The following is a 21,415-nucleotide window of genomic DNA, read 5'->3' on the forward strand; positions in this document are numbered from 1 at the left end:
TCGTAGCCACCGGTCGCCTCGATCGTGATGTGCCGGACGTCCAACGTCGCCAGGGCAAGCAACAAGGCCCGGTGCCCCTGGGCGGTGTTGGCGAAACACTCGTTGCGGCCGGTGGGATAAAAACCCACCTCCAACAAGGATTTGCCGGTATCGATACCTACATAGATGCTCATGAACTCACTCCGGAGTACGATTGGAAGTGAGAGCACCTCCACCATGCCCCGGCTTGTGAATTCGAGGTACGACTCGAGCAACTGTTCGGGCTATAGCGGAGGGAGTGCGGCGGCCCTAGCTCCCACACGTGCTCGCAGCACCGCCGCTAAAACGGCTTGCCGCACTCCGCTCTCACCTCAAGCCTACCCCGACGCAAAGACACAAGCCGCTTCAGCGGCGATGGGTGCTCGCGGCAAGCCTGCCCGCTACCGCGGGATCGCCGCTGAAGCGGCTCCCACAAGGATGGCTGCCGTCAGAAGTTGTAGACCAGGTTCGTCGTCGTCAGCTTGTCGGTGCTCTGCGTGCCGGGCTGCGTGTCGCTGTTGTAGCGGATCTGGTAGCCGACCTTCAGCGCCATCTTCTTCGTCATGCTGACGGAAAGACCGATGTCGTTCTGGTAGTACTGGTTCTTCGAGCCCGCTTCCACCAGCAGCGTGTCTTCCAGCGCCGTGTTGTCGGTGAGGCGGTACTTCGCGTTGACCAGGCCGCGGCCGACCACTTCGCTTTCCGCATCGGGCTTGTACGTTTCCGACACCGCGTTGCCATCGGCGTCGAGGATGGGCGTGCCGTCGGGATTCAGGGCGGCACGTTCCGATTTCGCCGGCTGGTAGCGCTTGAAACCGGGGCCGATTTCGAAGGACAGCTCGGCACGCTCGTTCTTCAGCGCGATGTAGCCGTAACCCACCGAGACGATGCCCTGCCACAGGTTGGCGCCGAAGTCGTCGTGCTCATAGCGTGCCGCCGTAACGATGTAGCTGCGCGGGTCGAACTTGTAGCCCACGGACGCACCGGTGTCGTAGCGGTTGGCCGTGGTGCTGAACTTGTCCACGGTATTGCCGTTTCCGTCCTCGACCGATACCTCGCCCTTGGAGCGCAGGCCGTTGAGGAAGAAGTTGTTCTTCCAGACCTCGTTTTCCTGGCTCAGGCCCAGCTTGGCGTTGGCATTCTCGGACCGCGAGTTGCCGCGCGAGGAGGCGAAACCGAACTCACCCGAGCCGGTCCAGCCGCCGTTCTGCGCGGCGTCCGACGAATTGGCGTTGGCCGTGGTGTTGGCGTTGGCGTCCTGGGCCGATGCCGTGAAGGGCAGCGCGGCGAGGACGAGCGTGGCGATAAGGAGCTTTTTCATCGTCTACCTGGAAGTGGAAGGGAAATCGTCATGCCTGGCCCGCGACGAGCCGTCCATATGCGTGGCCGTAGAGCCTCTGCTCGAGGCATTGACCGACAACGCAGCTTAACGCGGCCAGACCGGCGGCCATGGCCTGGGCCGAGCCGCCTGGATGGGAAATGAGGAGCAGGCTGGGCAGGCCCACCGACAGCATGGCGACCGCGACGCGTCCGCCGAGGAGCGTCATGGCTCCACGGCCCCCGGCCAGGTGCCCGCTCATGCCCCGGTCCTGCGCCAGCTGCCGCAGCGCCCGCCAGCGCATGCCCTCGACGATGCCGAGCGCCAGTGCCACGGCGAGCAGGGCCAGCCGCCAGGGGTTGAACGGCTCCATGGGGGTGTCCGTCTGCAACGCCACGCAGAGCCAGAACCACAGCCCCCCGGCGAACAGCGCCCAGGTGGCGCGGCCAAGGGGCAGCGTGTTCGCGACCGAGGCCATCGCGACGGACAGACCGCGGGACAGGCCGCGGGCGGTCTGAATCAGGGTGGCCAGGCTGCACAGCATGAGCGCCGCGCCAGCGAGGCGGGTCGCCCAGAAATCGTTCCCGCCGCGGGCCAGTCCCGCCAGGGCAAGCATCGGGAGGAAGTTCACCATCGCGACCATGCCTTCGACGGTAGGCATCATCCGCTTGGCCGGATTCCACCCGTGCCAGTCCGCGGCGAACGGCAGGCGCAGCCACGTGGCCACGAGGCCGGATGCCACGAAGACGAGGCCGATGCTGAGGGGCACGAGAACTTCGCCACGGCCGTCAGGGTAGGTGCCGAGCGCCAGCGCGGTACCGAGCACCATCCACAGGCCGTAGCCGGTCGCGGTGGCCGTCTGGACGACCACGCTCGGGATGGAAAACAGGTCGTGGGCAGCCCCCGCGCCGTCGGACTGTCCATGGTCCATGACGGCGGAAGAGGTGTCGTTCGGTTCCGCCATGGTCGGGGAAGGCCTTCGGCGAATCGCAAAGCAGCATTTTTGCGCCTTACGCCGCCGGGCGCAAACTCGGGGGCTCTTCCGGGCGATGCTCCCTTGCGGAGCGGCCCTGCCGACGCCATGCTTCGGGCCGTAGATACGGGCGTCACGCCCACGCGGACACACTTACCCGAAGCTCCATCTGCCGGCGACACCCATGGACCGCTACGAGCGCATTCTCACCCTGCACCGCCTGCTGAAGTCCGCCCATTATCCGGTGCCGCTGTCCCGCCTGATGGACGAACTGGAATGTTCGCGCGCCACGCTGTATCGCGACGTGGCTTTCCTGCGTGACGCGCTCGGCGCGCCGGTGCAGAGCGTCGCCGGCGAACAGGCTTCGTTCCGCTACGAAGCGGGCGAGGGCGACAGTTTCGAACTGCCCGGCCTTTGGCTGACCAGCGACGAACTGGCCGCGCTGATGGCCCTCAACGAGTTGATCGGGCGCTCCGATCCGGGCGTGCTGGCCGGCGCGCTCGCGCCGTTCAAGGCACGCATCGAGCGCCTGCTGTCCGACCACGGCAGCGGCAAGGCCCTGCCCGTCGACCGCATCCGGGTCATTTCCTGGGGCGCGCGCAAGATGGACCAGCAGGTGTTCCGCATCGTCGCGGGCGCCGTGCTCGAACGCCGGCAGCTCAGCTTCCGCTACCGCGCGCGCACCACGAATTCCGACACGAAGCGCACGGTGTCGCCGCAGCGGCTCACGCATTACCGCGACAACTGGTACCTGGACGTCTGGGACCACGATCGCGAGGCGCTGCGCAGCTTCGCTGTGGATCGCATCGCCGATCCCACCGCACTGGACGCAAAGGCGAAGGACGTCGAGGAAGCCGAGCTCAACGATCTCCTGGCCTCCAGTTACGGCATCTTCGCCGGCAAGCCGAAGGCCTGGGCCACCATCCGTTTCTCGTCGCACGCCGCGCGCTGGGTCGCCGACGAGCACTGGCATTCGCAGCAGAAGGGCGAGTGGCTTCCTGACGGCCGTTACGAGCTGAAGGTGCCTTATTCGAATTCGCGGGAACTGCTGATGGACGTCCTGAAGTACGGGCCCGATGCGGAAATCGTCTCGCCGTTGCCGCTGCGCGAGGAAATGAAGATCCTCCTGCAGCTCGCGCTATCGGGCTACCAGGCCAACGGAAACCACCACTGAAGGCCGGTTCGTGAGCGACTTCGACATCGCCGATCCGGGCGCGCTTCCCGTCGCGAACGCGGTGTCGCGCAAGCCCCGCATTGCCCTCGCGCTTGGTGCCGGCGCGGCAAAGGGGCTGGCCCACATCGGCGCGATCGAGGCCCTCGAAGAGCACGGCTACGAAGTCGTGGCCGTGGCGGGCACCTCGATGGGCGCGCTCATCGGCGGCATCTACGCCATGGGCAAGCTCGACATCTACCGCGATTGGGTGTCCACGCTGGCCCGCTTCGACGTGCTGCGGCTGGTCGACTGGAGCTTCTCCGGTGGCGGCTTCATCAAGGGCGACCGGATCATGGCCGCGCTGCGCGAGCTGATCGGCGAAGTGAACATCGAGGAACTGGAACTCGCCTACACCGCGGTGGCCACCGACATCGACAGGGAGCGCGAGGTCTGGCTCACGCGCGGGCCGCTGTTCGACGCCATCCGCGCGTCCATCGCCATCCCGACACTGTTCCGGCCCTACACGCATGAGGGCCGGCGGCTCGTCGACGGCGCCCTGCTGAATCCGCTCCCGGTGTTGCCGCTGATGCGCGAAGACGCCGACTACGTGGTGGCGGTGAGCGTGGATGGCGCCGCGGAAATGCAGAAACCGCCGGAGAAAGACGTCGCCGCCGTGGCCGACAAGGGCTATGCGGCGAAGCTGGGCCGCCTTATCGGGCGGGTGCTGCCGCAGGCAGAACAGAAGATCCGCGATCCCGGCGCCTTCGAGTTGATGACGCAGTCGATGGACCTCATGCAGGCCAATCTCTCGCGCCTCCGCCTCGCCGCCTACCCGCCCGACCTGCTGATCGAGATCCCCCGCAACGTCTCCACGGTGTACGAGTTCTACCGCGCGCGCGAACTCATCGAGCTGGGGCGCGAGCGGACGGTGCAGGCGCTGGAGGCGTGGAAGCCGCGGCTGCCGGCGACGCGCTGACGAGACGACGAGGTTTCTCTGTGGGAGCCCCTTCAGCGGCGATGAGTGCTCGCGGCAAGCTGGCCCGCTGCCGCGGGATCGCCGGCACAGCCGGCTCCCACACAAACAAGATTCCCCAAGCGAGGCAACGCCGCGAGCTTTGTGTGGGAGCCGCTTCAGCGGCGATGGGTGCTCGCGACAAGCATACCCGCTGCCGCGGGATCGCCGGCATAGCCGGCTCCCACACAACAAGATTCCCCAAGCGAGGTAACGCCGCGAGCTTTGTGTGGGAGCCGCTTCAGCGGCGATGGGTGCTCGCGGCAAGATGGCCCGCGGCCGCGGGATCGCCGGCATAGCCGGCTCCCACAAACAGCCAGCGCCTCCGATCAGACTTCCTCGGTGCGGGTGACCTTCGCGCGGCGCATCAGCCAAGCCACGCCGCGCAGATCGGCAAGGCCGACCCAGAGGCGATCGAGCATGCCGTACTTCGACGTGCCCGCCGTGCGGGGGCGGTGACCCACCGGCACGCTCTGGCTGGCAAAACCCGCACGCTTCACCAGCGCCGGCAGATAGCGGTGCATGTGGTCGAAGTAGGGCAGGCGCAGGAAGGTCTCGCGCTCGAACAGCTTGAGGCCGCAACCCGTGTCGGGCGTGTCGTCGCGCAACATGCGGGAGCGCACCGCGTTCGCGATCTTCGAGGAAATGCGCTTGTTGAAGCTGTCGCGGCGCGTGACACGCCATCCGGCGAACAGCTTCAGTTCCGACGTGGCGCCTTCGCGGGCGGCCAGCAGCTTCGGAATGTCGGCGGGATCGTTCTGGCCGTCGCCATCCAGCGTGGCGATCCATGGCGCGCGCGCCGCGCGCACGCCGTTCCATACCGCGGTGCTCTGACCGCTGCGGGTGATGTGGCGGATGATGCGAAGTTCCGGGTACTGCGCGCGGGCCGCCGTGAGCACGGCCACGCTGTCGTCGGTGCTGTCGTCGTCGACGTAGATGATCTCGAAATCGATCCGTCCGCGCAGTGCCGAGGCGATCTCGGCGAGGAGGGGCGGGATGTTGTCGCGCTCGTTGAAGACGGGCACGACCACGGCGAGTTCGGTCATCGCGGTTCCGGGGGTAGCGGGATTCGGGCCGCATTATCGCCCAAGCGGCCGACGGGGGACACCGGCCTCTGCGACACCGGCCCTCTGTGGGGGAGCCGGCTGTGCCGGCGATCCCGCGGCAGCGGGCATGCTTGCCGCGAGCACCCATCGCCGCTGAAGCGGCTCCCACAAGGTGGCAGGCTAGATCTGGCCTACGGTCGGGGCCGCGGGGCCTTCGATGGCGGCGCGCCAGCCGCGCTCCACGGCCGCCATGGTGCTGCGGCTGGCTCCCTGGGCCAGCACCACCAGGGTGCCGCCGCTCAGGGGAACCTCGCGGCCGTCCCAGCCATCGCGATGGAAATCGCCGCCCTTGTCGATCATCTTGCCCGGCATGTAGAGCGCCACGACCGGCTCGTCATTCATTCGGGTGACCGCGTGCACCGCCGGATACGGACCCACCATGCAGTCGTGCACATAGGTGACACCGGCCGGCGCCGGGCCCCTGAGCCGGGTGGCCCGGCCTACGAAGCCGGCTTCCACCTGCGCATCGGTGATCGGCTGGGTGAGGTTCAGCGCGCCCATCTCCTCGGGCATGTGCGCCACGGCCAGCGCGGGCAGTGACCGGAGATCGGCTTGGCGCCAGAAGAGGCCGGCGCCGGTGAAGGCGATGAGCAGCGAGGCGGCCAGTGCCATGAAGGCACGGCGGCGCCCCACCTGCCGCCGGCGTTCGCCGGTGGCCTGGGCGAGCAGGATGCGGTCGGCGAGGCCTTCGGGCACGGGCACCGCCAGCGCCGCTTCGAGGTCGTCTTCGAAACGCTGGGCGCGCTGCCAGAAAGCGGCGCAGCCTTCCTTGCAGGCGTCGCGGTGGGCGAGCAGTTCGGGATCGCGCGAGCGCGGCTCGGCGCCGATGCGGCGGCGAAAGTCGAGGCAGTTCATTTCCGGCCCCCCTCGGCCGCGGCGCGCCCGCCGAGCAGGGCCTTCAGGCGCTGGCGGGCACGGAACAACTGGGTCATCACGGCGCCGGGCTGCTGCCCGGTGCTCTCGGCGATTTCCTCGCACGTCATGCCGCCCAGCACCTGCATGGCGAGCGGATCGCGATACTTGTCGGGCAGCTTCAGCATCGCCTCACGCACCTGCGCGGCGTCGCCGCTGCGCTCGGGGCTGGCGAAGGCGGTGTCCTCGGCCACGTTGTCGTCCAGGTCCACCAGATCGAGCCGCTTGCGCTCGTACAGGCGGGCGTGTTCGCGGCGGAGGATGGTGATGAGCCAGGGCTTGGCCGCATCCACTTCGCGCAGGGCGTCGAGGTTCTTCCACGCGCGCAGGAAGGTCTCCTGGACCAGGTCCTGGGCGACGGTTTCGGAGCGCGACAACCAGAAGGCGTACCGGTAAAGGTCGGCCGACAGGGCGCGCACCATGGCTTCGTACTGGCGCTGCTTCGGATTCACACCCTCTTTGACCGGCGCCATGGCGTTTCTCTTACAGGCGATGCCGCGCTTCAGCGGACCTTGCTGAGAATGCCGTCCAGCTCGTCGAGGCTGTGGTAATGGATGACCAGCTTGCCTTTCCCGCCGCGGCCGTGGGCCACTTCGACCCGCGTGGCGAACCGTTCGGCCAGTTCGCGCTCGAGGTTGGCGATGTTCGGGTCCATCGGGGCCGACTTGGCCTTGCCCTTGGGTGCCAGTTGGGCCTTGCGCGCGCCTTCTTCCAGCTCGCGCACCGTCCAGCCGTTGCGCGCGGCCTCGAGTGCCAGCGGCTCGGCGACCGTCGAGGGCAGCGTGAGCAGGGCGCGGGCGTGGCCCATTTCCAGCTTGCCCTCGTCGAGCAACTGCTTGATGGACGGCGGAAGCTCCATCAGGCGAAGCAGGTTGGACACCGCCGCGCGCGAGCGGCCGACGGCGTCGGCGGCCTGCTGGTGGGTCAGGTCGAACTCGTCGATGAGGCGCTGCAGTGCCTGGGCTTCTTCCAGCGGCGTCAGCTCCTGGCGCTGGATGTTCTCGATGAGCGCCATGGCGAGCACCGACTGCTCGGGCACGTCTTTCACCAGCGCCGGAATGTCGCTCATCGACGCGCGCTGCGCGGCGCGCCAGCGGCGCTCGCCGGCAATCAGCTCATAGCTGTTCTTGCCGATGGCACGGACCACCACCGGCTGGATCAGGCCCTGGGCCTTGATCGAGGCAGCCAGTTCGTCCAGCGCCTCGTCGTTCCAGTGGCGACGGGGCTGGTACTTGCCGGCCTGGATCTGCTGGATCGGCAGCGTGCGCAGCTCGCCCTCCTGTTCGATGACCGAGGGTGCCGCTGCGGGACCCGCGCCGCCGCCGAGCAAGGCGTCGAGGCCACGGCCAAGTCCACGTTTCTTCGCTGCTGCCATGGGTACGGGTGCTCCTTAAGAGGTCGTCGGGGCGGCGCCCGGGGCCGCCTGTGCTGCGTCGTCGGGACCGGCCGCGTCCGCTGTTTCGGCACCGGTGCCGCCGCTCATCGCCCGCTCGCGACGGATGATCTCGCCGGCCAGGCCAATGTAGGCGATGGCGCCGCGCGAGCCGCGGTCGTACAGGTGGATCGGCTGTCCGTGGCTGGGCGCCTCGGCCAGACGCACGTTGCGCGGAATGATCGACCGCAGCACCTTTTCGCCGAAATGCTGGGTCAGCTGGGCCGAGACCTCGTTGCCGAGGTTGTTGCGCACGTCGTACATGGTGCGGAGCAGGCCTTCCACTTCCAGCCGCGGGTTCAGGCGCTGGCGCACGGCCTCGATGGTGTCGAGCAGGCTCGACAGGCCCTCCAGCGCGAAGTATTCGCACTGGACGGGGATCAGCACGCCGTCGGCTGCCGTCAGGGCATTGAGGGTGAGCAGGTGCAGCGAGGGGGGGCAGTCGATCAGGATGGTGTCGTAGCGGTCGGCCACCTTCGCCAGCTGTTCCTTCAGACGCTGCTCACGGGCCAGGCCGTCCATCAGCTTCAGTTCCGCTGCGGTGAGGTCGCCGTTGCCCGGCAGGAGGTCGAACCCTGCTTCCGTCCGCACCAGCACGTCGGCGATCTGCGCTTCGTCGAGCAGCACCTCGCAGCCATTCGGCTTGGCCTCGTGCTTGTCCACGCCGGAGGCCATGGTGGCATTGCCCTGCGGATCGAAGTCGACGAGCAGCACCTTCCGCTTCGCGGCGGCCAGGGCCGCGGCAAGGTTCACGGAGGTGGTGGTCTTGCCGACGCCGCCCTTCTGGTTGGCGACTGCGATGATGCGGGCCATGGGGTATCGGTAGCTGCCGTGCGCGGAAAGGGCGCTAGGTTAGCATCGACGGGGCGCCGCGCCCTAGGCGAGCGCCGGCTACCGCCCGACAAGGTGGCGTCGTCCGTGGCGAGGTAGGGGATGTCCGGGTCTCGTCCGTGTCCGGTGTCCGCGGACACGCTTCTCGTCCGACGGCCGTGGGCCAAGTGCTGCGCCAGCGGGGGCTTTCCCGGGTTTGCCGCGCATGGCACGACACTTGCTCCGCAGCCTGGGCGGACACGTGTCCGCGAGGGGACTCTCATGCTTGGTTACTACGTTGAACTGGCTTTGCGCAGTCTGAAGCGCAGTCGGGGCCTGACGGCACTCATGGTTCTGGCGATCGGCTTCGGCGTGGCCGCATCCATGACCACCTACTCCGTGTTTCGCGCGGTGTCGGGGGATCCCATCCCCTGGAAATCGTCGCGGCTGTTCGTTCCACAGCTCGATGCATGGGGGCCGAGCACCTTCGGTAACCCCAACAACGAACCGGTGGACGCGCTGACTTACACCGATGCCATGGCCTTCGTGCGCGATCACCGGGCAAAGCTGCAGTCGGCGATCTACGTCATCTATCCCTCGGTCGTGCCGTCCCGGCCTGGCGAACATCCGTTCAATGTGGGTGGCCACGCGGTCTACGCCGAGTTCTTTCCCATGGTGGAAGCGCCGTTCAAGTTCGGCGGCGCCTGGAGCGACGACGACGACCGGCAACGCTCCGCCGTGGCGGTGATCGGCAGCAAGTTGAACCAGAAACTGTTCGGCGGCGAGAACAGTGTGGGCAGGTCGATCGATGTCGACGGCAAGAGCTATCGCGTGGTCGGCGTGCTGGACAACTGGAACCCGCAACCTCGCTTCTACGACATACAGAACACCGGCGGATTCTCCGTTGCGCCCGACGAACTCTTCCTGCCCTTCACGCGCGCCATCGAATCGGGCGTGGCGAACGACGGCAACACCAACTGCGCCAAGCCTCCGAAAGAGCCCGGCTTCGTCGGGCTGCAACGTTCGTCCTGCGTGTGGGTGGGCTACATGGCGCAACTGGACGATGCCACGGCCGTCGCCGCATACCGCAGTTACCTCGAGAACTATGCGCGCGAGCAGCAGAAAGCGGGGCGGTTCAATTGGGCGCCGAACTACCGCCTGCGCGATATTCCCGCCTGGTTGGAGAGCCAGCAGGTAGTGCCGTCGGACACCAAGGTGTCGCTGCTGGTGGCGCTCGGCCTGCTGGTCGTGTGCCTGGTCAACACCTCCGGCCTCTTGCTGGCGAAGTTCCTGCGCCGAAGCGGAGAGATCGTGGTGCGGCGCGCCTTGGGCGCCGCACGCTTCGCCATCTATGCCCAGTTCCTCACAGAAGCCGGACTGATCGGACTGGCCGGCGGGGTTCTGGGCCTCGCGCTTACCGGCGTGGGCACCCTGGGCGTGGGGCTCGTGCTGCCGAGAGATATCGCCGAACTGGCGAAGGTGGATCTTCCATTGTTGCTGATGACACTCGCGATGGCTGTCGGCTCCACCCTGGTGGCGGGCATCTACCCGACGTTCCGAGCCGCGCGCCTGCAGCCGGCCCTGCAGCTGAAGTCGAACTGAGGACAAAGGCATGACTCTTCATCCCATACTCGCGGCGCTGCGCAAGCACAAGGCGGGCGTCACGCTGATCGCATTGCAGATCGCCTTGACCCTGGCCATCGTCTGCAATGCCCTTTTCATCATCGGCCAGCGGTTCGCCAGCATCAACCAGGCCACCGGTCTGGACGAAAGCGATCTGGTGCTCGTGTCACAGCAATGGGTCGGCGCGCCCAACCCCGACCTGCCCGAAGGCGTCGAAAAACTGGACGCCATGTTTAAAGAGGATCTGACAGCCCTGCGAAACATGCCGGATGTGCAAGCCGTAACGTCCACCAATTCCTTGCCGCTATTTACCTCGTCGCGGGCCGGTTCCGTCGGTATCAACCCTGGCGACGGTTCTTACGACGGGACCAGCCCGGGCACCACGCGCACCAGCTATTTCTTCTTCGACGAGCAGGGAATCGCCGCGCTCGGACTGAAACTGGTGGCCGGGCGCTACTTCGACGCCGGCGAAGTGCAACATTACTCCCTGCGCGAGGATCGCCCGCCGGCAGTGATCGTGATCACCAAGGCCATCGCGGACAAACTGTTTCCGGGCAAGGACGCGGTGGGGCAGGTCCTGTACGTCGACGGCACCGCCAAGCCGTCGAGGGTGATCGGCGTCGTCGACCGCCTGCAGGGCGCCGTGTGGGCAAAGACGTTCGCATGGAATGTCGTGGTGATACCCGCGCGCCAGAACGGCAACTTCTCCCGTTATGCCGTGCGCGCAAAGCCGGGACGGAGGGATGCGGTCATGAAGGCCATACCGTCATTGCTCTACGGCATCAATCCCATGCGGGTGCTCGACGAGCAGACGGCGGTGATGTCGTTCGAGCAGATCCGCAAGAATGCCTACCGGGGCGATGTAGGCATGGCCATCCTGATGGGATCGGTGTCCATCATCCTGATCGGCGTGACCGCCGCGGGCATCGTTGGTCTCACCAGCTTCTGGGTGGGCCAGCGGCGCAAGCAGATCGGCATCCGGCGTGCCTTGGGTGCAAGGAAGGTCGACATCCTGCGCTACTTCCAACTGGAGAACCTCGCCATCGCGAGCGGAGGCGCCACGGCGGGCATCGTGCTGGCGGTTGCCCTCAACTTCTGGCTCATGCGGGACTTCGGGATGGACCGCATTCCGGTGCCATGGGTGCTGTTGGGCGTGGCGACGGTGCTGATGCTGGGCCAGTTCGCCGTGTTCGTTCCGGCTCGGCGTGCTTCCACGGTGCCGCCAGTGGTCGCGACGCGAACGATCTGAGGTAATTCAGGCCCGGCGGATGACCACCAGGTGCCGCTCGCCTTCCACGCCCGGCACGGTCAGGGCGTGGATCGCTTCCACGCGAAAACCTTCCGGCACGCCGTCCAGTTCCTCGGCCGGGTGCCTGCCCTTCATGGCCAGCCAGACGCCGTTGGGCGCCAGCAGGTGCCCGCCCCAGCCGAGCATGTCGGCAAGCGAGGCGAAGGCGCGCGCGGTGACGCACTCGAACGTGCCTTCCACGTCTTCCACTCGGCTTTGCAGGGCGCGAGCATTGGCAAGCTTCAGCGAGCGGATGGCCTCGCGCAGGAAGCGCACCTTCTTGCCGTTGGAATCGACCATGAGCACTTCACGCGCCGGTTCGGCGATGGCGAGCGGGATACCGGGAAGCCCCGGGCCGGTGCCGAGATCGGCCAGGGAACGTCCGTGCACGTAGGGAAGGATGGCCAGCGAATCGAGCAGGTGTCGCGCCACCATTTCGCGGTCGTCGCGAATCGCGGTGAGGTTGTAGGCCGAGTTCCAGCGCTCGAGCAGTTCGCGATAGTCGAGCAGTCGCTCCACGGCGCCGTCGGGTAGCGACGCACCGAGGGTGGCGATGCCATGTTCGAGCTGGGTTTGCAGGGCTTCGCGCGCGGTCATGCGACTTCGCTGTATCGGAGGGGACGGAGAGTATGAGCGGCGCCCCGCCGCACCGCCAGCGCCGATACCGACACATGGCTACGACGCAAAATACGCCATTGGCCAGTCGGCCAATGGCGTTGTTCGAGCGTCGAACGAATCAGGCGGCGTCGAGTTCGACGCGGGTGACGAGCATGCCGCGGGCGCGGAGCGAACCGTTCACGGCGTGCTTGAGCTGCGTACCCACGGCGCGGCGGTCGGCCGCGTGGGCGGTGGCCGTGTCGCGCAAGGCGGCGACGACGTTGGTGCGGATGAGTTCCGGCGCCTCGTCGATGACCTCGTCGGCCACTTCGGGCTCCAGCACCTGCCAGTAGACGGTGCCACCCTCGAAACGCAGCACCTGCCCGCCGAGATCGATCTTGTGTGCCACGCGGTCGATGACCGGGAGCACGACATGGGTGCCGGCGGTAAGGAGGGCGGGAGCGCGACCCAGGCGGCGAACCGAGTAGACCTGACCCTCCGGAATGCGCCGGACCGAGATCGCCGCAAGGGCGAAGGCAACGAGGGTCGTGGCGATGAGGGCGGTCGTCAACATGGCTGCTACATCAATGGGTTATCGGCTTTTCCTGTCGCATCGCGCAACGAGATGTTGCAGAACGATGAATCGATGGGGTGTTAATCCTAATTTAACGGCATGGGTTAACGCAAGTTTTACCCGGCACCGTTATTCAGTTAACGGCCGGGTTGGTCACGACTTGAGCAGCAGGCCGGCACCGTCGGTTTGACCGGCCGGACTCAAATGATAATAATTATCAATCAGTCAACGACCCGGCTTTCGCCCATGGATATCCTCGGCTGCGTGGCGGCCCTCGCCGCCATGGCTCTCGCCTACCTTTCCGCCCGCAACCAGCGGCTCCTGACGCGAGCGCTCGGCCGTCCGGCGAGGTTCGCCGCTGGAGCACTCGCGGTTCTGGCGTTGGCCCTGTGGATCGCCGGCGAGACCTCGCTTCCCGGGGTCTTCGCGACGCTGACCGCCTTGATGCTCGGCGCTGTGGCCTTGCCCTACCTCACGTGGTTCTTGCGTCCCGCCACCGAACGGAAGCCGCGCTGATGCTCGCCAAGACCTTCGCCGGCGTGCTACTGGGCCTGCCGCTGTCCATGGCACTGGTGTCCCTCGCCATCTGGCTCTGGCCGCACAGCGAATCGGTCGTCATCCCGATGCTCGTCCTTTTCTTCCCCGTGTGGATCGGCATCATGGCTGCCACCTTTCTCTTCCGTAGCGGCCCCCGCGCATGGGCATGGCTCGCGGCGGCCAACGCCGGCGCGTTCGCCGCGCTCTTCCTCGCCAAGCACATGCTGCCCGGGCTCTGACGATGAAAGCTTCCACGATCCGAACGTTCACCACGGTGCACACCTGGGCCGGCCTGCTCGCCGGTTTCGCCCTTTTCATCGCCTTCTATGCGGGCGCGTTGACCATGTTCCACGAGGAGATCGATGCCTGGGCGCTTCCGCAGGCGACGATGGCCCGTGCCGACACCATGGACCGCGCGCATGCGATGCTCGACGACATCGTGGCGAAACACCCCGCCGCGCGCGACCAGGTGGGCGTGACCTTTCCCGCGGACCATCCCTCGCACGAGGTGGCCGCGTACTGGATGGAGAAGGACGGCTCGTGGAAGACGCAGTCGCTGGACGAGGCGGCGCCGCGCGACTCCGAAGATCACGAGCATGGCCTCGCGGACTTCATCTACGAACTGCATTACGACCTGGGCATTCCCACCGTCGGCATCTACCTCATGGGTGTCGTCAGCATCATCTACGGGCTGGCGCTGCTGACCGGCCTGCTGATCCACCTGCCGAACCTCGTGCGCGAACTGTTTGCGCTGCGACCCGGTCACAACCTCAAGCGACTGTGGCAGGACGCGCACAACGTCATCGGCATCCTCAGCCTGCCCTTCCACATCATTTTCGCCATCACCGGCGCACTGCTGTGCCTGACGCTGGTGACCCTCGTCGCGTTCAACACGGTGGCGTTCGACGGCAAGCTGATGGGCGCGTTCGAGCGGATGACCAGCTCCCTGCCCGAAACAAAGGACAAGGGCGGGAGCGCGGTGATGCTCTCGCCCGCCGAACTGGGCGCGCGCGCCCGGCAGGCGGCACTCGCGGCAGGCGCCGCGACATTCGATCCCGACTACATGCGCTATGTGCATTACGGCCGGCAGGGCGCCACGGCCGAAGTGCGCGGCACCTCGAAGAAGACGCTCGGCGAATACGGCTCGGTGTCGCTCGACGCCGTGGACGGCCGCGTGCTGAACATGCAACTCAGCGGTAAGCGGGATGCGAACCACGCCACGTACTCGGCCATCTTCGGACTGCACTTCGGTACCTTCGGCAACCTCTCCCTTCGCTGGCTCTACTTCCTCCTGGGCTTGGCCGGCGCTTTCCTCTTCTATTCGGGCAACCTCCTGTACATCGAAAGCCGGCGCAAACGCCGGCAGGCCGACCAGCCGTTGAAGGTGCGCGCCATGGCCACGGCCACGGTGGGCGTCTGCATCGGCGCGTGCTTCGCGATATCCATGACCTTCCTCGGCAACCTGCTGCTGCCCCTGTGGGGCGCGTCGCCCACCGCGATCGTGCAGCCGGTCTGCTTCGCCAGCTTCGCCGCCGCGATTCTCTGGACCTTCTGGCGGCGGCCGGCCCGGGCGGCCGTGGATTTGCTCTGGGCGACGGCGGCCGTGAGCATCGCTGTCGGGTTGCTCGATGTGGTGATCCATAGCGATCGCCTGGTGCGCACGGTCGGCGAGGGCGACTACGCGGCGCTGGGTGTCGATCTGGTCGCCATTGCCATGGGAGCGGGCTTTGCGTGGCTCGGCATTGCCACCCGCAAGCGAACGGTGGAGGGCGACCCTTGCAGTGTGTGGTCGTCGCGGCGCGGGCAAAAGCCGGCCGTGCCTGAGTTACAGGAAGTCTAAGAACTTCCCCAGATGTAACGCGCGTTACGTAGTTCTATGCATGACAGGTATTTAGCTGGGTGAACGTTTCGTGTGCGTTCACTGCGGCGGCGCAGCAATTTGCCGAATACCACTCATCGGCCTGATAAAACACGAATTTTTAACTCACGCTGCAGAGTGGTATTGCGACTGCCTGGCGATCTTGCGGCGGCGCAGCAACCGGTTGTTTTTGCACGCTTTACAAGCTCGTGTGAAAACGTTTACGTTCCGCGCCGTCGAGCCCCGGGAGGGGTTGGCTCAAGGGCGAGAACCACGTGAGTGTGACGATCAAAGACGTCGCGAGAATGGCCAACGTATCGGTGGCCTCGGTCTCGCGCGCACTGAATGGACACGGCGGCGTGACCGCGGAGACGCAGAAGCGGATCCGCGAGGTGGCCGCGCGCCTCCGCTACGTGCCGCACAACGCGGCGCGCAGCCTGATCACCCGCCGCACGCAGACCATCGGCGCCCTCCTGCCCGATCTGCACGGCGCGTTCTTCTCCGAACTCATCCGTGGCATCGACCTCGCCGCCCGTGCCCGTGGCCTGTACATGCTGGTGTCCAGCTCGCACGGCGACGCCACCGAGGCCGCCATCGCCCTTCGTGCCATGCAGGGGCGGGTGGATGGGCTGCTGGTGATGTCACCGCATGCGGACGAGGTTTTCCTCGACGAGAACCTGCCGATCGTGCTGCCCACGGTGCTGATCAACAGCCATGTGCGTTCCGATCGCCACGCCGCGCTCGATGTCGACGACTACGGCGGCGCACGCACGATGACCGAGCATTTGCTGGGCCTCGGCCGCAAGCGTATCGCGTTCATCGCGGGCCCCGAGGTGAATCACGACGTGCAGGAGCGCTGCCGCGGTTATCGCGAGGCGCTGGCCGCGGCGGGACTGGCCGATCGCGCCATCGTGCTGCCGGGCGATTTCACCGAGGAATCCGGCTACCACGCCGGCAAGCAGGCGCTGGCCATGGTGCCGCGTCCCGATGCGATCTTCGCAGCCAACGACATGATGGCCATCGGCTGCCTGTCCGCTTTGTCGGAAGCCAAGGTACGCACGCCCGAGGACATCGCCGTAGCCGGCTTCGACGACATTCCGATGGCGCGCTATGTCACGCCTCCGCTTACCACTGTCCGTGTGCGCATCGCCGAACTGGGCGAAGCCGCACTGGAACGCCTCGTTCGCATGATCGAGGCACCCGACGATGCCGCGCCCGAGCCGCGCACCGTCGTCGGCACCGAACTCGTCGTACGCGCCTCTTGCGGCGGTAACGACGCTGTACGACGACGAGCCTGATCGCTCGTTTGATTAGCGGGGCTGGCCGGGCCCTGGAAGGATTCTGCAGGACGGCGTCTTCACAGGATATCCGCTTTACCGGCCGCGCCGCCCTGCAGGGGAGGACGCGACACACGGGGAAGAACGTTTGCATAAGAGTGGCCAGACCACCGCGTCGCGACGAAAGTCGACCACCGTGTTTCGCGCTACGGCCGGGATAAGAAAACACACACGGGACATTTGGGAGAGGGGAACAATGAAAGCCTCGATGCAGTTGAAGAAAAAGATTCTCGCCAGCGTCATCACCGCGTCGGTCGCCGCCGCGGCCATGACGCCCTCGGCGTTCGCGCAGTCCGCCATCGCCACCCTGCGCGGCAAGGCCGCACCGGGCGCCACGGTCACCGCGTTCAATCCGCAGACCGGCCTGAGTCGCAAGGCCACCGCCGGCGCCGACGGTACCTACGTGATCAACGGCCTGCCGCCGGCCACGTATCAAGTGGACGCGGGCCCGGGCACGCAGCAGAACGTGACCCTGACGGTCGCTTCGACCGCCACGCTGAACCTGGCGGCACCGGCCTCTGCCGCACCGGCTGACGCCTCTGCCGCCACCGCGATGGAAGGCGTCACCGTGAGCGCCACCACGCTCAACGAAGTGCGCACGCCGGAAGTGGCCAAGACCATTTCGCTGCACCAGATCCAGACCATTCCGCAGGTTTCGCGCAACTTTCTTGAATTCGCCGACACCGTGCCGGGCATGGTGTTCAGCGTGGACGACAAGGGTCACACCTCGCTCCGCGGCGGCGCCCAGAACAACAGCTCGGTGAACGTGTTCATCGACGGCGTGGGCCAGAAGAGCTACGTGAAGGAAGGCGGCGTCTCGGGCCAGGTCAACAGCCAGGGCAACCCGTTCCCGCAGCTCGCCATCGGCGAGTACAAGGTCATCACCTCGAACTACAAGGCCGAGTACGACCAGGTGTCGTCGGCCGCGATCACCGCGGAGACGAAGTCCGGCACGAATGAGTTCCACGGCGAAACGTTCTATACCTACACCTCGGACAAGTACCGCAGCCGCACGGCCGCCGAGGAAGACGGCGACAAGGCGCGCTCGTTCGAGAAGGAATATGGTTTCGCGCTCGGCGGTCCGATCATCAAGGACCAGATGCATTTCTTCGTGACGTTCGAACAGAAGAAGTTCGACACGCCGGTCACTGTGTCGCCGGGCGACGGCGCTCCGCTTGATTCGATCAACTATCTCCCGGCCAGCGTCCGTGCGCAGCTGGGGCCATCGAACCTGCCGTTCGACGAGAAGCTGTACTTCGGCAAGATCGATTGGGAACTGACCGACCGTGATCGCATCGAGATCAGCACCCAGGTACGTCGCGAAACGCAGGCAGACAACATCGGTGCCGGCACCGCCCGTTCGGCCTCGATCGAAACCGAGAACCACGACACTCGCGGAACCTTCCGCTGGCAGCACAGTGGCGAGTGGTTCTTCAACGAGTTCAAGGCCAGCTACGAGAATTCCTCGAACGATCCGCTGCCGGTCAACTACGGCAATGGCTTCCATTACGTGTGGCGCCCCAACAACGACACGGAAATTGTGAAGGTCGGTTCGGCGGATGCGCTTGCTACGCAGGTCAAGGGCCAGGAAGGTCCCATGATCTCGGACGATTTCACCTTCAATGACCTGACCTGGCATGGCGATCACATCGTCAAGATGGGTTGGAAGTACAAGGAAGTGACGCTGCATGCGCAGGATGCGCAGAACGTTAACCCGCAGTTCTTCTACAACGTGGGCACAGACGGCGTGGAGCCGCTCCCGTACAAGGCGCAGTTTGCCAATCCGGTACCGGGGCTCAACCCCGTTTCCGAGACGAACAGCAAGCAGTACGGCGCTTACATCCAGGACGACTGGTCGGTCAACGACCACCTGACCTTGAACCTCGGTGTGCGTTGGGACAAGGAAAAGACGCCTTCATACCTCGATTGGGTCACGCCGCAGAACGTTATCGACGGCTTCAACTCACTTGATCCTAACGCGCAGGACTTGTTCCCCGGCCAGACCTACGCCCAGACCCTGGCCAAGGGTGGCATCAACTATCAGGACTACGTCAGCAACGGGCACAACCGTCACGCGCAGAATCAGTGGGCCCCGCGACTTGGCTTCTCGTACGATCTCTTCGCCGACGAAGAGCACGTGATTCACGGTGGTGCAGGCCGTTCCTACGATCGCAACCTCTACGACTATCTTCAGCTTGAGCAGACGAAGTCCGCGCTGCCGAACCAGGAAATCTTGTTCAACATCCCGGGACGTTCGTGCACGGTGGGCCCGAACACGAACTGCGTCGAGTGGAATCCGGCCTACCTGAATGGTATCGAGAACTTGCAGGCGCTCGTCGCCGGCTCGAACAAGGGCCAGGAAGTCGACATGCTCAACAACGATCTGAAGGCGCCTTATTCGGACCAGTTCAGCATCGGTATGGCGAACAAGCTGGGCGACTGGAACACCGATGCCACGATCACGCGCGTGCTGTCGTATGACGGCTTCGCGTTCACGCTGGGCAACCGTTATCCGGACGGCTCGTTCTTCCAGGGCGGCTCGCAACCTTGGGGCAATGGTATCCCGGGCTTCGGCTCGATGATCATCGGTAACAACGGCATCCGTACGCGCAGCACGCAGGTGCTGCTGTCGGCCGACAAGCCGTACACCCGCGAATCCGGCTGGAGCGCCAACTTCGCATATACCTATACCCGTGCGAAGCAGAACCGCGACATCGGCGAGCACTACTCGTTCGACGAGGCGACGATCAACGACTACCCGTTCATCACGTCCAATGCGGCTTCCAAGCATCGCTTCGTGGCGACCGGTTCGATCGACGGCCCTTGGGGCTTCAGCTTCTCCGCAAAGCTGACGCTGGCCACGCCGCTGCCGTGGAACGGTAACTATGGTTATGGCGCAATCTTCCCGGACGGTTCCCAGAACATCCCGAGTGCTTACACCCCGCCGGGTTCCAAGTTCCTGGTCGGTGGCAAGATCTGGGGCTATCGCGACCTCGACGTTCAGGCTACGAAGGATTTCCCGATCGGCGAAGGCGACATGACGAAGTTCTACATCCGCTTCGACATCCTCAACGTCTTCAACTGGAAGAACTTCAGCCAGTACACCACCAACTTCGGTGCAAATGGCATCCCGAGCAACGCCAGCGATCCCGTGGTGTTCAACAAGACCGGCAACATCCAGTTCGTGCCGCGCACCGCGCGCTTCACGGCTGGCTTCAAGTTCTAAGCGCTTCACCGGCGCATCCGGTTTGCATGGCCGGATGCGCCGTCATTGGCGCCCGCGAGTCTCCCCGCGGGCGCACTTCTTTTTCCCTTGCGTGCGACGGTCATGACCTACGGCATCACCCATATCGTCGTTGTCGGTGGCGGTACCGCCGGCTGGATGGCGGCATCCGCGCTTGCACGCGTGCTCGGCAAGCAGGTCACTGTCCGGCTGGTCGAATCCGACGAGATCGGCATCGTCGGCGTGGGCGAGGCGACCGTTCCGCACATCAAGCTGTTCAACAACCTGCTCGGGCTGAACGAAGCCGAATTCGTCGCGCGCACGCAGGGCACGTTCAAGCTCGGCATCCAGTTCAGGGACTGGGGCAGTCTGGGCAGTTCCTACATCCATGGATTCGGCACGATCGGCCACGACGTGGGCCTGACGCCGTTCCACCAGTATTGGTTGAAAGGACGGCTCGCGGGTTTCGCGGCCGACCTGGACGAGTATTCCGTGAATACCGTGGCGGCGGCACGCGGCAAGTTCATGCCGGCACCCGTCGATGTACCGGCGAGCAATCCGCTGGCCGGCATCGGCTACGCCTACCACTTCGACGCCGCACTGTACGCGCGCTTTCTTCGTGCCTACGGCGAGGCGCGCGGCGTGCGCCGCACCGAGGGTAAGGTTCAGCACGTGGAGCTACACCCGGAATCCGGCGATGTCGCCGCCGTGGTGTTGTCCGACGGCGAGCGGGTGGAAGGCGATCTCTTCATCGATTGCTCCGGCTTCCGCGGCATCCTCATCGAAGGCGCCCTGAAGACGGGCTACGAAGCCTGGACCCACTGGCTTCCGTGCGACCGCGCGCTCGCCGTGCCGTGCGAGCGGGTGGCCACGCCGACGCCCTATACCCGCTCCACCGCCCGCGAGGCGGGATGGCAATGGCGCATTCCGCTCCAGCATCGCACGGGTAACGGCTATGTCTATTCCAGCGCGCACATCGGCGACGACGAGGCCGCCGCGACGCTGCTGGCCAACCTCGATGGCAAGGCGCTGGACGACCCGCGCCCGCTGCGCTTCACGACCGGCCTGCGCAAGAAGGCATGGAACCGCAACGTCGTGGCGCTCGGTCTTGCGAGCGGCTTCATGGAGCCGCTGGAATCGACCAGCATCCACATGATCCAGATGGGCATCTCCCGCCTGTTGCAGCTTTTCCCGGCCGACGGACGGATCGATCCTGTGCTCGTCGATCGCTACAACGCGCAGACCCGCTTCGAAGCCGAGCGCATACGCGATTTCCTCGTGCTGCACTACAACGCCACGACGCGCGACGATTCGCCGTTCTGGAACCATTGCCGCACCATGGCCATTCCCGACTCGCTGCAGTCGTACATCGATCTCTTCCTTCACAGTGGACGCTTCTTCCGCAATGCCGATGAAATGTTCGGCGTGGTGAGCTGGGTGCAGGTGATGATCGGGCAGGGCGTCATGCCGCATGGCTACGATCCGCTGGTGGACCAGATGCCGGAACAGGACCTCCCGAAATTTCTCGCGAGCGTGCGCGACGTGGTGTCGAGGAACGTCGACCTGATGCCCACGCACCAGCAGTTCATCGATCGCGAATGCCGGGCGCCGGCGGTCGCGGCTTGATGGCCGTGGCAATTGCCA

General features: G+C 65.7%; 19 protein-coding genes. 10 read left to right on the forward strand and 9 right to left on the reverse strand.

Going from position 1 to position 21,415, the window contains the following annotated elements; all coding sequences use genetic code 11:
• Positions 1 to 466 precede the first annotated feature (466 nt).
• Both HBF26_RS06820 and HBF26_RS06825 read right to left on the reverse strand, forming a co-directional pair.
• A complete protein-coding gene (locus tag HBF26_RS06820; protein WP_167124429.1) occupies positions 467 to 1,339 on the reverse strand; it encodes a DUF481 domain-containing protein in 873 nt (290 codons plus the stop codon).
• Between the two features lie 28 nt (positions 1,340 to 1,367).
• Positions 1,368 to 2,300, reverse strand: coding sequence for a hypothetical protein (locus HBF26_RS06825; protein ID WP_167124431.1), 933 nt, complete (start codon positions 2,298 to 2,300; stop codon positions 1,368 to 1,370).
• Between the two features lie 193 nt (positions 2,301 to 2,493).
• Here HBF26_RS06825 and HBF26_RS06830 point away from each other — a divergent pair, with 193 nt between their 5' ends.
• Entirely contained in the window at positions 2,494 to 3,483 is a 990-nt protein-coding gene (locus HBF26_RS06830) for a helix-turn-helix transcriptional regulator (RefSeq protein ID WP_167029695.1), read from the forward strand.
• Between the two features lie 10 nt (positions 3,484 to 3,493).
• Positions 3,494 to 4,438: a patatin-like phospholipase family protein gene (locus tag HBF26_RS06835; RefSeq protein ID WP_338039641.1), complete on the forward strand. Its 945-nt coding sequence runs from the start codon at positions 3,494 to 3,496 to the stop codon at positions 4,436 to 4,438.
• A 365-nt stretch (positions 4,439 to 4,803) separates the two neighbouring features.
• Here HBF26_RS06835 and HBF26_RS06840 read toward each other — a convergent pair whose 3' ends face one another.
• The 5 genes from HBF26_RS06840 to HBF26_RS06860 form a co-directional block, all read right to left on the reverse strand.
• Positions 4,804 to 5,520, reverse strand: coding sequence for a glycosyltransferase (locus tag HBF26_RS06840; protein ID WP_167029692.1), 717 nt, complete (start codon positions 5,518 to 5,520; stop codon positions 4,804 to 4,806).
• Positions 5,521 to 5,700: 180 nt separating this feature from the next.
• Positions 5,701 to 6,435 carry a DUF3379 family protein gene (locus HBF26_RS06845; RefSeq protein ID WP_167124433.1) on the reverse strand — a complete coding sequence of 245 codons (735 nt, stop codon included), beginning with the start codon at positions 6,433 to 6,435 and terminating at the stop codon, positions 5,701 to 5,703.
• Complete coding sequence (locus HBF26_RS06850) at positions 6,432 to 6,965, reverse strand: sigma-70 family RNA polymerase sigma factor (RefSeq protein ID WP_167124435.1); 534 nt, start codon at positions 6,963 to 6,965, stop codon at positions 6,432 to 6,434. Before HBF26_RS06850 ends, HBF26_RS06845 begins: the two co-directional genes overlap by 4 nt.
• A 29-nt stretch (positions 6,966 to 6,994) precedes the next feature.
• Complete coding sequence (locus HBF26_RS06855; protein WP_167124437.1) at positions 6,995 to 7,867, reverse strand: ParB/RepB/Spo0J family partition protein; 873 nt, start codon at positions 7,865 to 7,867, stop codon at positions 6,995 to 6,997.
• 15 nt (positions 7,868 to 7,882) lie between these two features.
• Positions 7,883 to 8,737, reverse strand: a complete 855-nt coding sequence (locus HBF26_RS06860; RefSeq protein ID WP_167124439.1) for a ParA family protein — start codon at positions 8,735 to 8,737, stop codon at positions 7,883 to 7,885.
• Between the two features lie 279 nt (positions 8,738 to 9,016).
• On the opposite strand from HBF26_RS06860, the gene HBF26_RS06865 reads away from it, so the two are divergent.
• Both HBF26_RS06865 and HBF26_RS06870 read left to right on the forward strand, forming a co-directional pair.
• Complete coding sequence (locus tag HBF26_RS06865; RefSeq protein WP_167124441.1) at positions 9,017 to 10,336, forward strand: ABC transporter permease; 1,320 nt, start codon at positions 9,017 to 9,019, stop codon at positions 10,334 to 10,336.
• A 10-nt stretch (positions 10,337 to 10,346) separates the two neighbouring features.
• The gene (locus HBF26_RS06870; RefSeq protein WP_167124443.1) at positions 10,347 to 11,606 is read left to right on the forward strand and encodes an ABC transporter permease; all 1,260 of its coding nucleotides are present in this window, start codon (positions 10,347 to 10,349) and stop codon (positions 11,604 to 11,606) included.
• Positions 11,607 to 11,612: 6 nt separating this feature from the next.
• Here the strand turns inward: HBF26_RS06870 and rsmG are convergent, their stop codons facing one another.
• Positions 11,613 to 12,242, reverse strand: a complete 630-nt coding sequence (gene rsmG / locus HBF26_RS06875; RefSeq protein ID WP_167124446.1) for a 16S rRNA (guanine(527)-N(7))-methyltransferase RsmG — start codon at positions 12,240 to 12,242, stop codon at positions 11,613 to 11,615.
• Between the two features lie 139 nt (positions 12,243 to 12,381).
• Positions 12,382 to 12,816, reverse strand: coding sequence for an SPFH domain-containing protein (locus HBF26_RS06880; RefSeq protein ID WP_167124448.1), 435 nt, complete (start codon positions 12,814 to 12,816; stop codon positions 12,382 to 12,384).
• A 246-nt stretch (positions 12,817 to 13,062) separates the two neighbouring features.
• Here HBF26_RS06880 and HBF26_RS06885 point away from each other — a divergent pair, with 246 nt between their 5' ends.
• The 6 genes from HBF26_RS06885 (at position 13,063) to HBF26_RS06910 (ending at position 21,397) form a co-directional block, all read left to right on the forward strand.
• Positions 13,063 to 13,332, forward strand: a complete 270-nt coding sequence (locus HBF26_RS06885) for a hypothetical protein (RefSeq protein ID WP_167124450.1) — start codon at positions 13,063 to 13,065, stop codon at positions 13,330 to 13,332.
• Positions 13,332 to 13,592 carry a hypothetical protein gene (locus tag HBF26_RS06890; protein ID WP_167124452.1) on the forward strand — a complete coding sequence of 87 codons (261 nt, stop codon included), beginning with the start codon at positions 13,332 to 13,334 and terminating at the stop codon, positions 13,590 to 13,592. Before HBF26_RS06885 ends, HBF26_RS06890 begins: the two co-directional genes overlap by 1 nt.
• Positions 13,593 to 13,594: 2 nt before the next feature.
• Entirely contained in the window at positions 13,595 to 15,193 is a 1,599-nt protein-coding gene (locus tag HBF26_RS06895) for a PepSY-associated TM helix domain-containing protein (RefSeq protein WP_240151249.1), read from the forward strand.
• 293 nt (positions 15,194 to 15,486) lie between these two features.
• Entirely contained in the window at positions 15,487 to 16,509 is a 1,023-nt protein-coding gene (locus tag HBF26_RS06900) for a substrate-binding domain-containing protein (RefSeq protein ID WP_167124454.1), read from the forward strand.
• Positions 16,510 to 16,744: 235 nt separating this feature from the next.
• Positions 16,745 to 19,774: a TonB-dependent receptor gene (locus tag HBF26_RS06905; protein ID WP_167124456.1), complete on the forward strand. Its 3,030-nt coding sequence runs from the start codon at positions 16,745 to 16,747 to the stop codon at positions 19,772 to 19,774.
• 102 nt (positions 19,775 to 19,876) lie between these two features.
• Complete coding sequence (locus HBF26_RS06910) at positions 19,877 to 21,397, forward strand: tryptophan halogenase family protein (protein ID WP_167124458.1); 1,521 nt, start codon at positions 19,877 to 19,879, stop codon at positions 21,395 to 21,397.
• The last annotated feature ends 18 nt before the right edge of the window (positions 21,398 to 21,415 follow it).

The sequence above is a fragment of the Luteibacter jiangsuensis genome (assembly GCF_011742555.1).
GTDB lineage: Bacteria > Pseudomonadota > Gammaproteobacteria > Xanthomonadales > Rhodanobacteraceae > Luteibacter > Luteibacter jiangsuensis.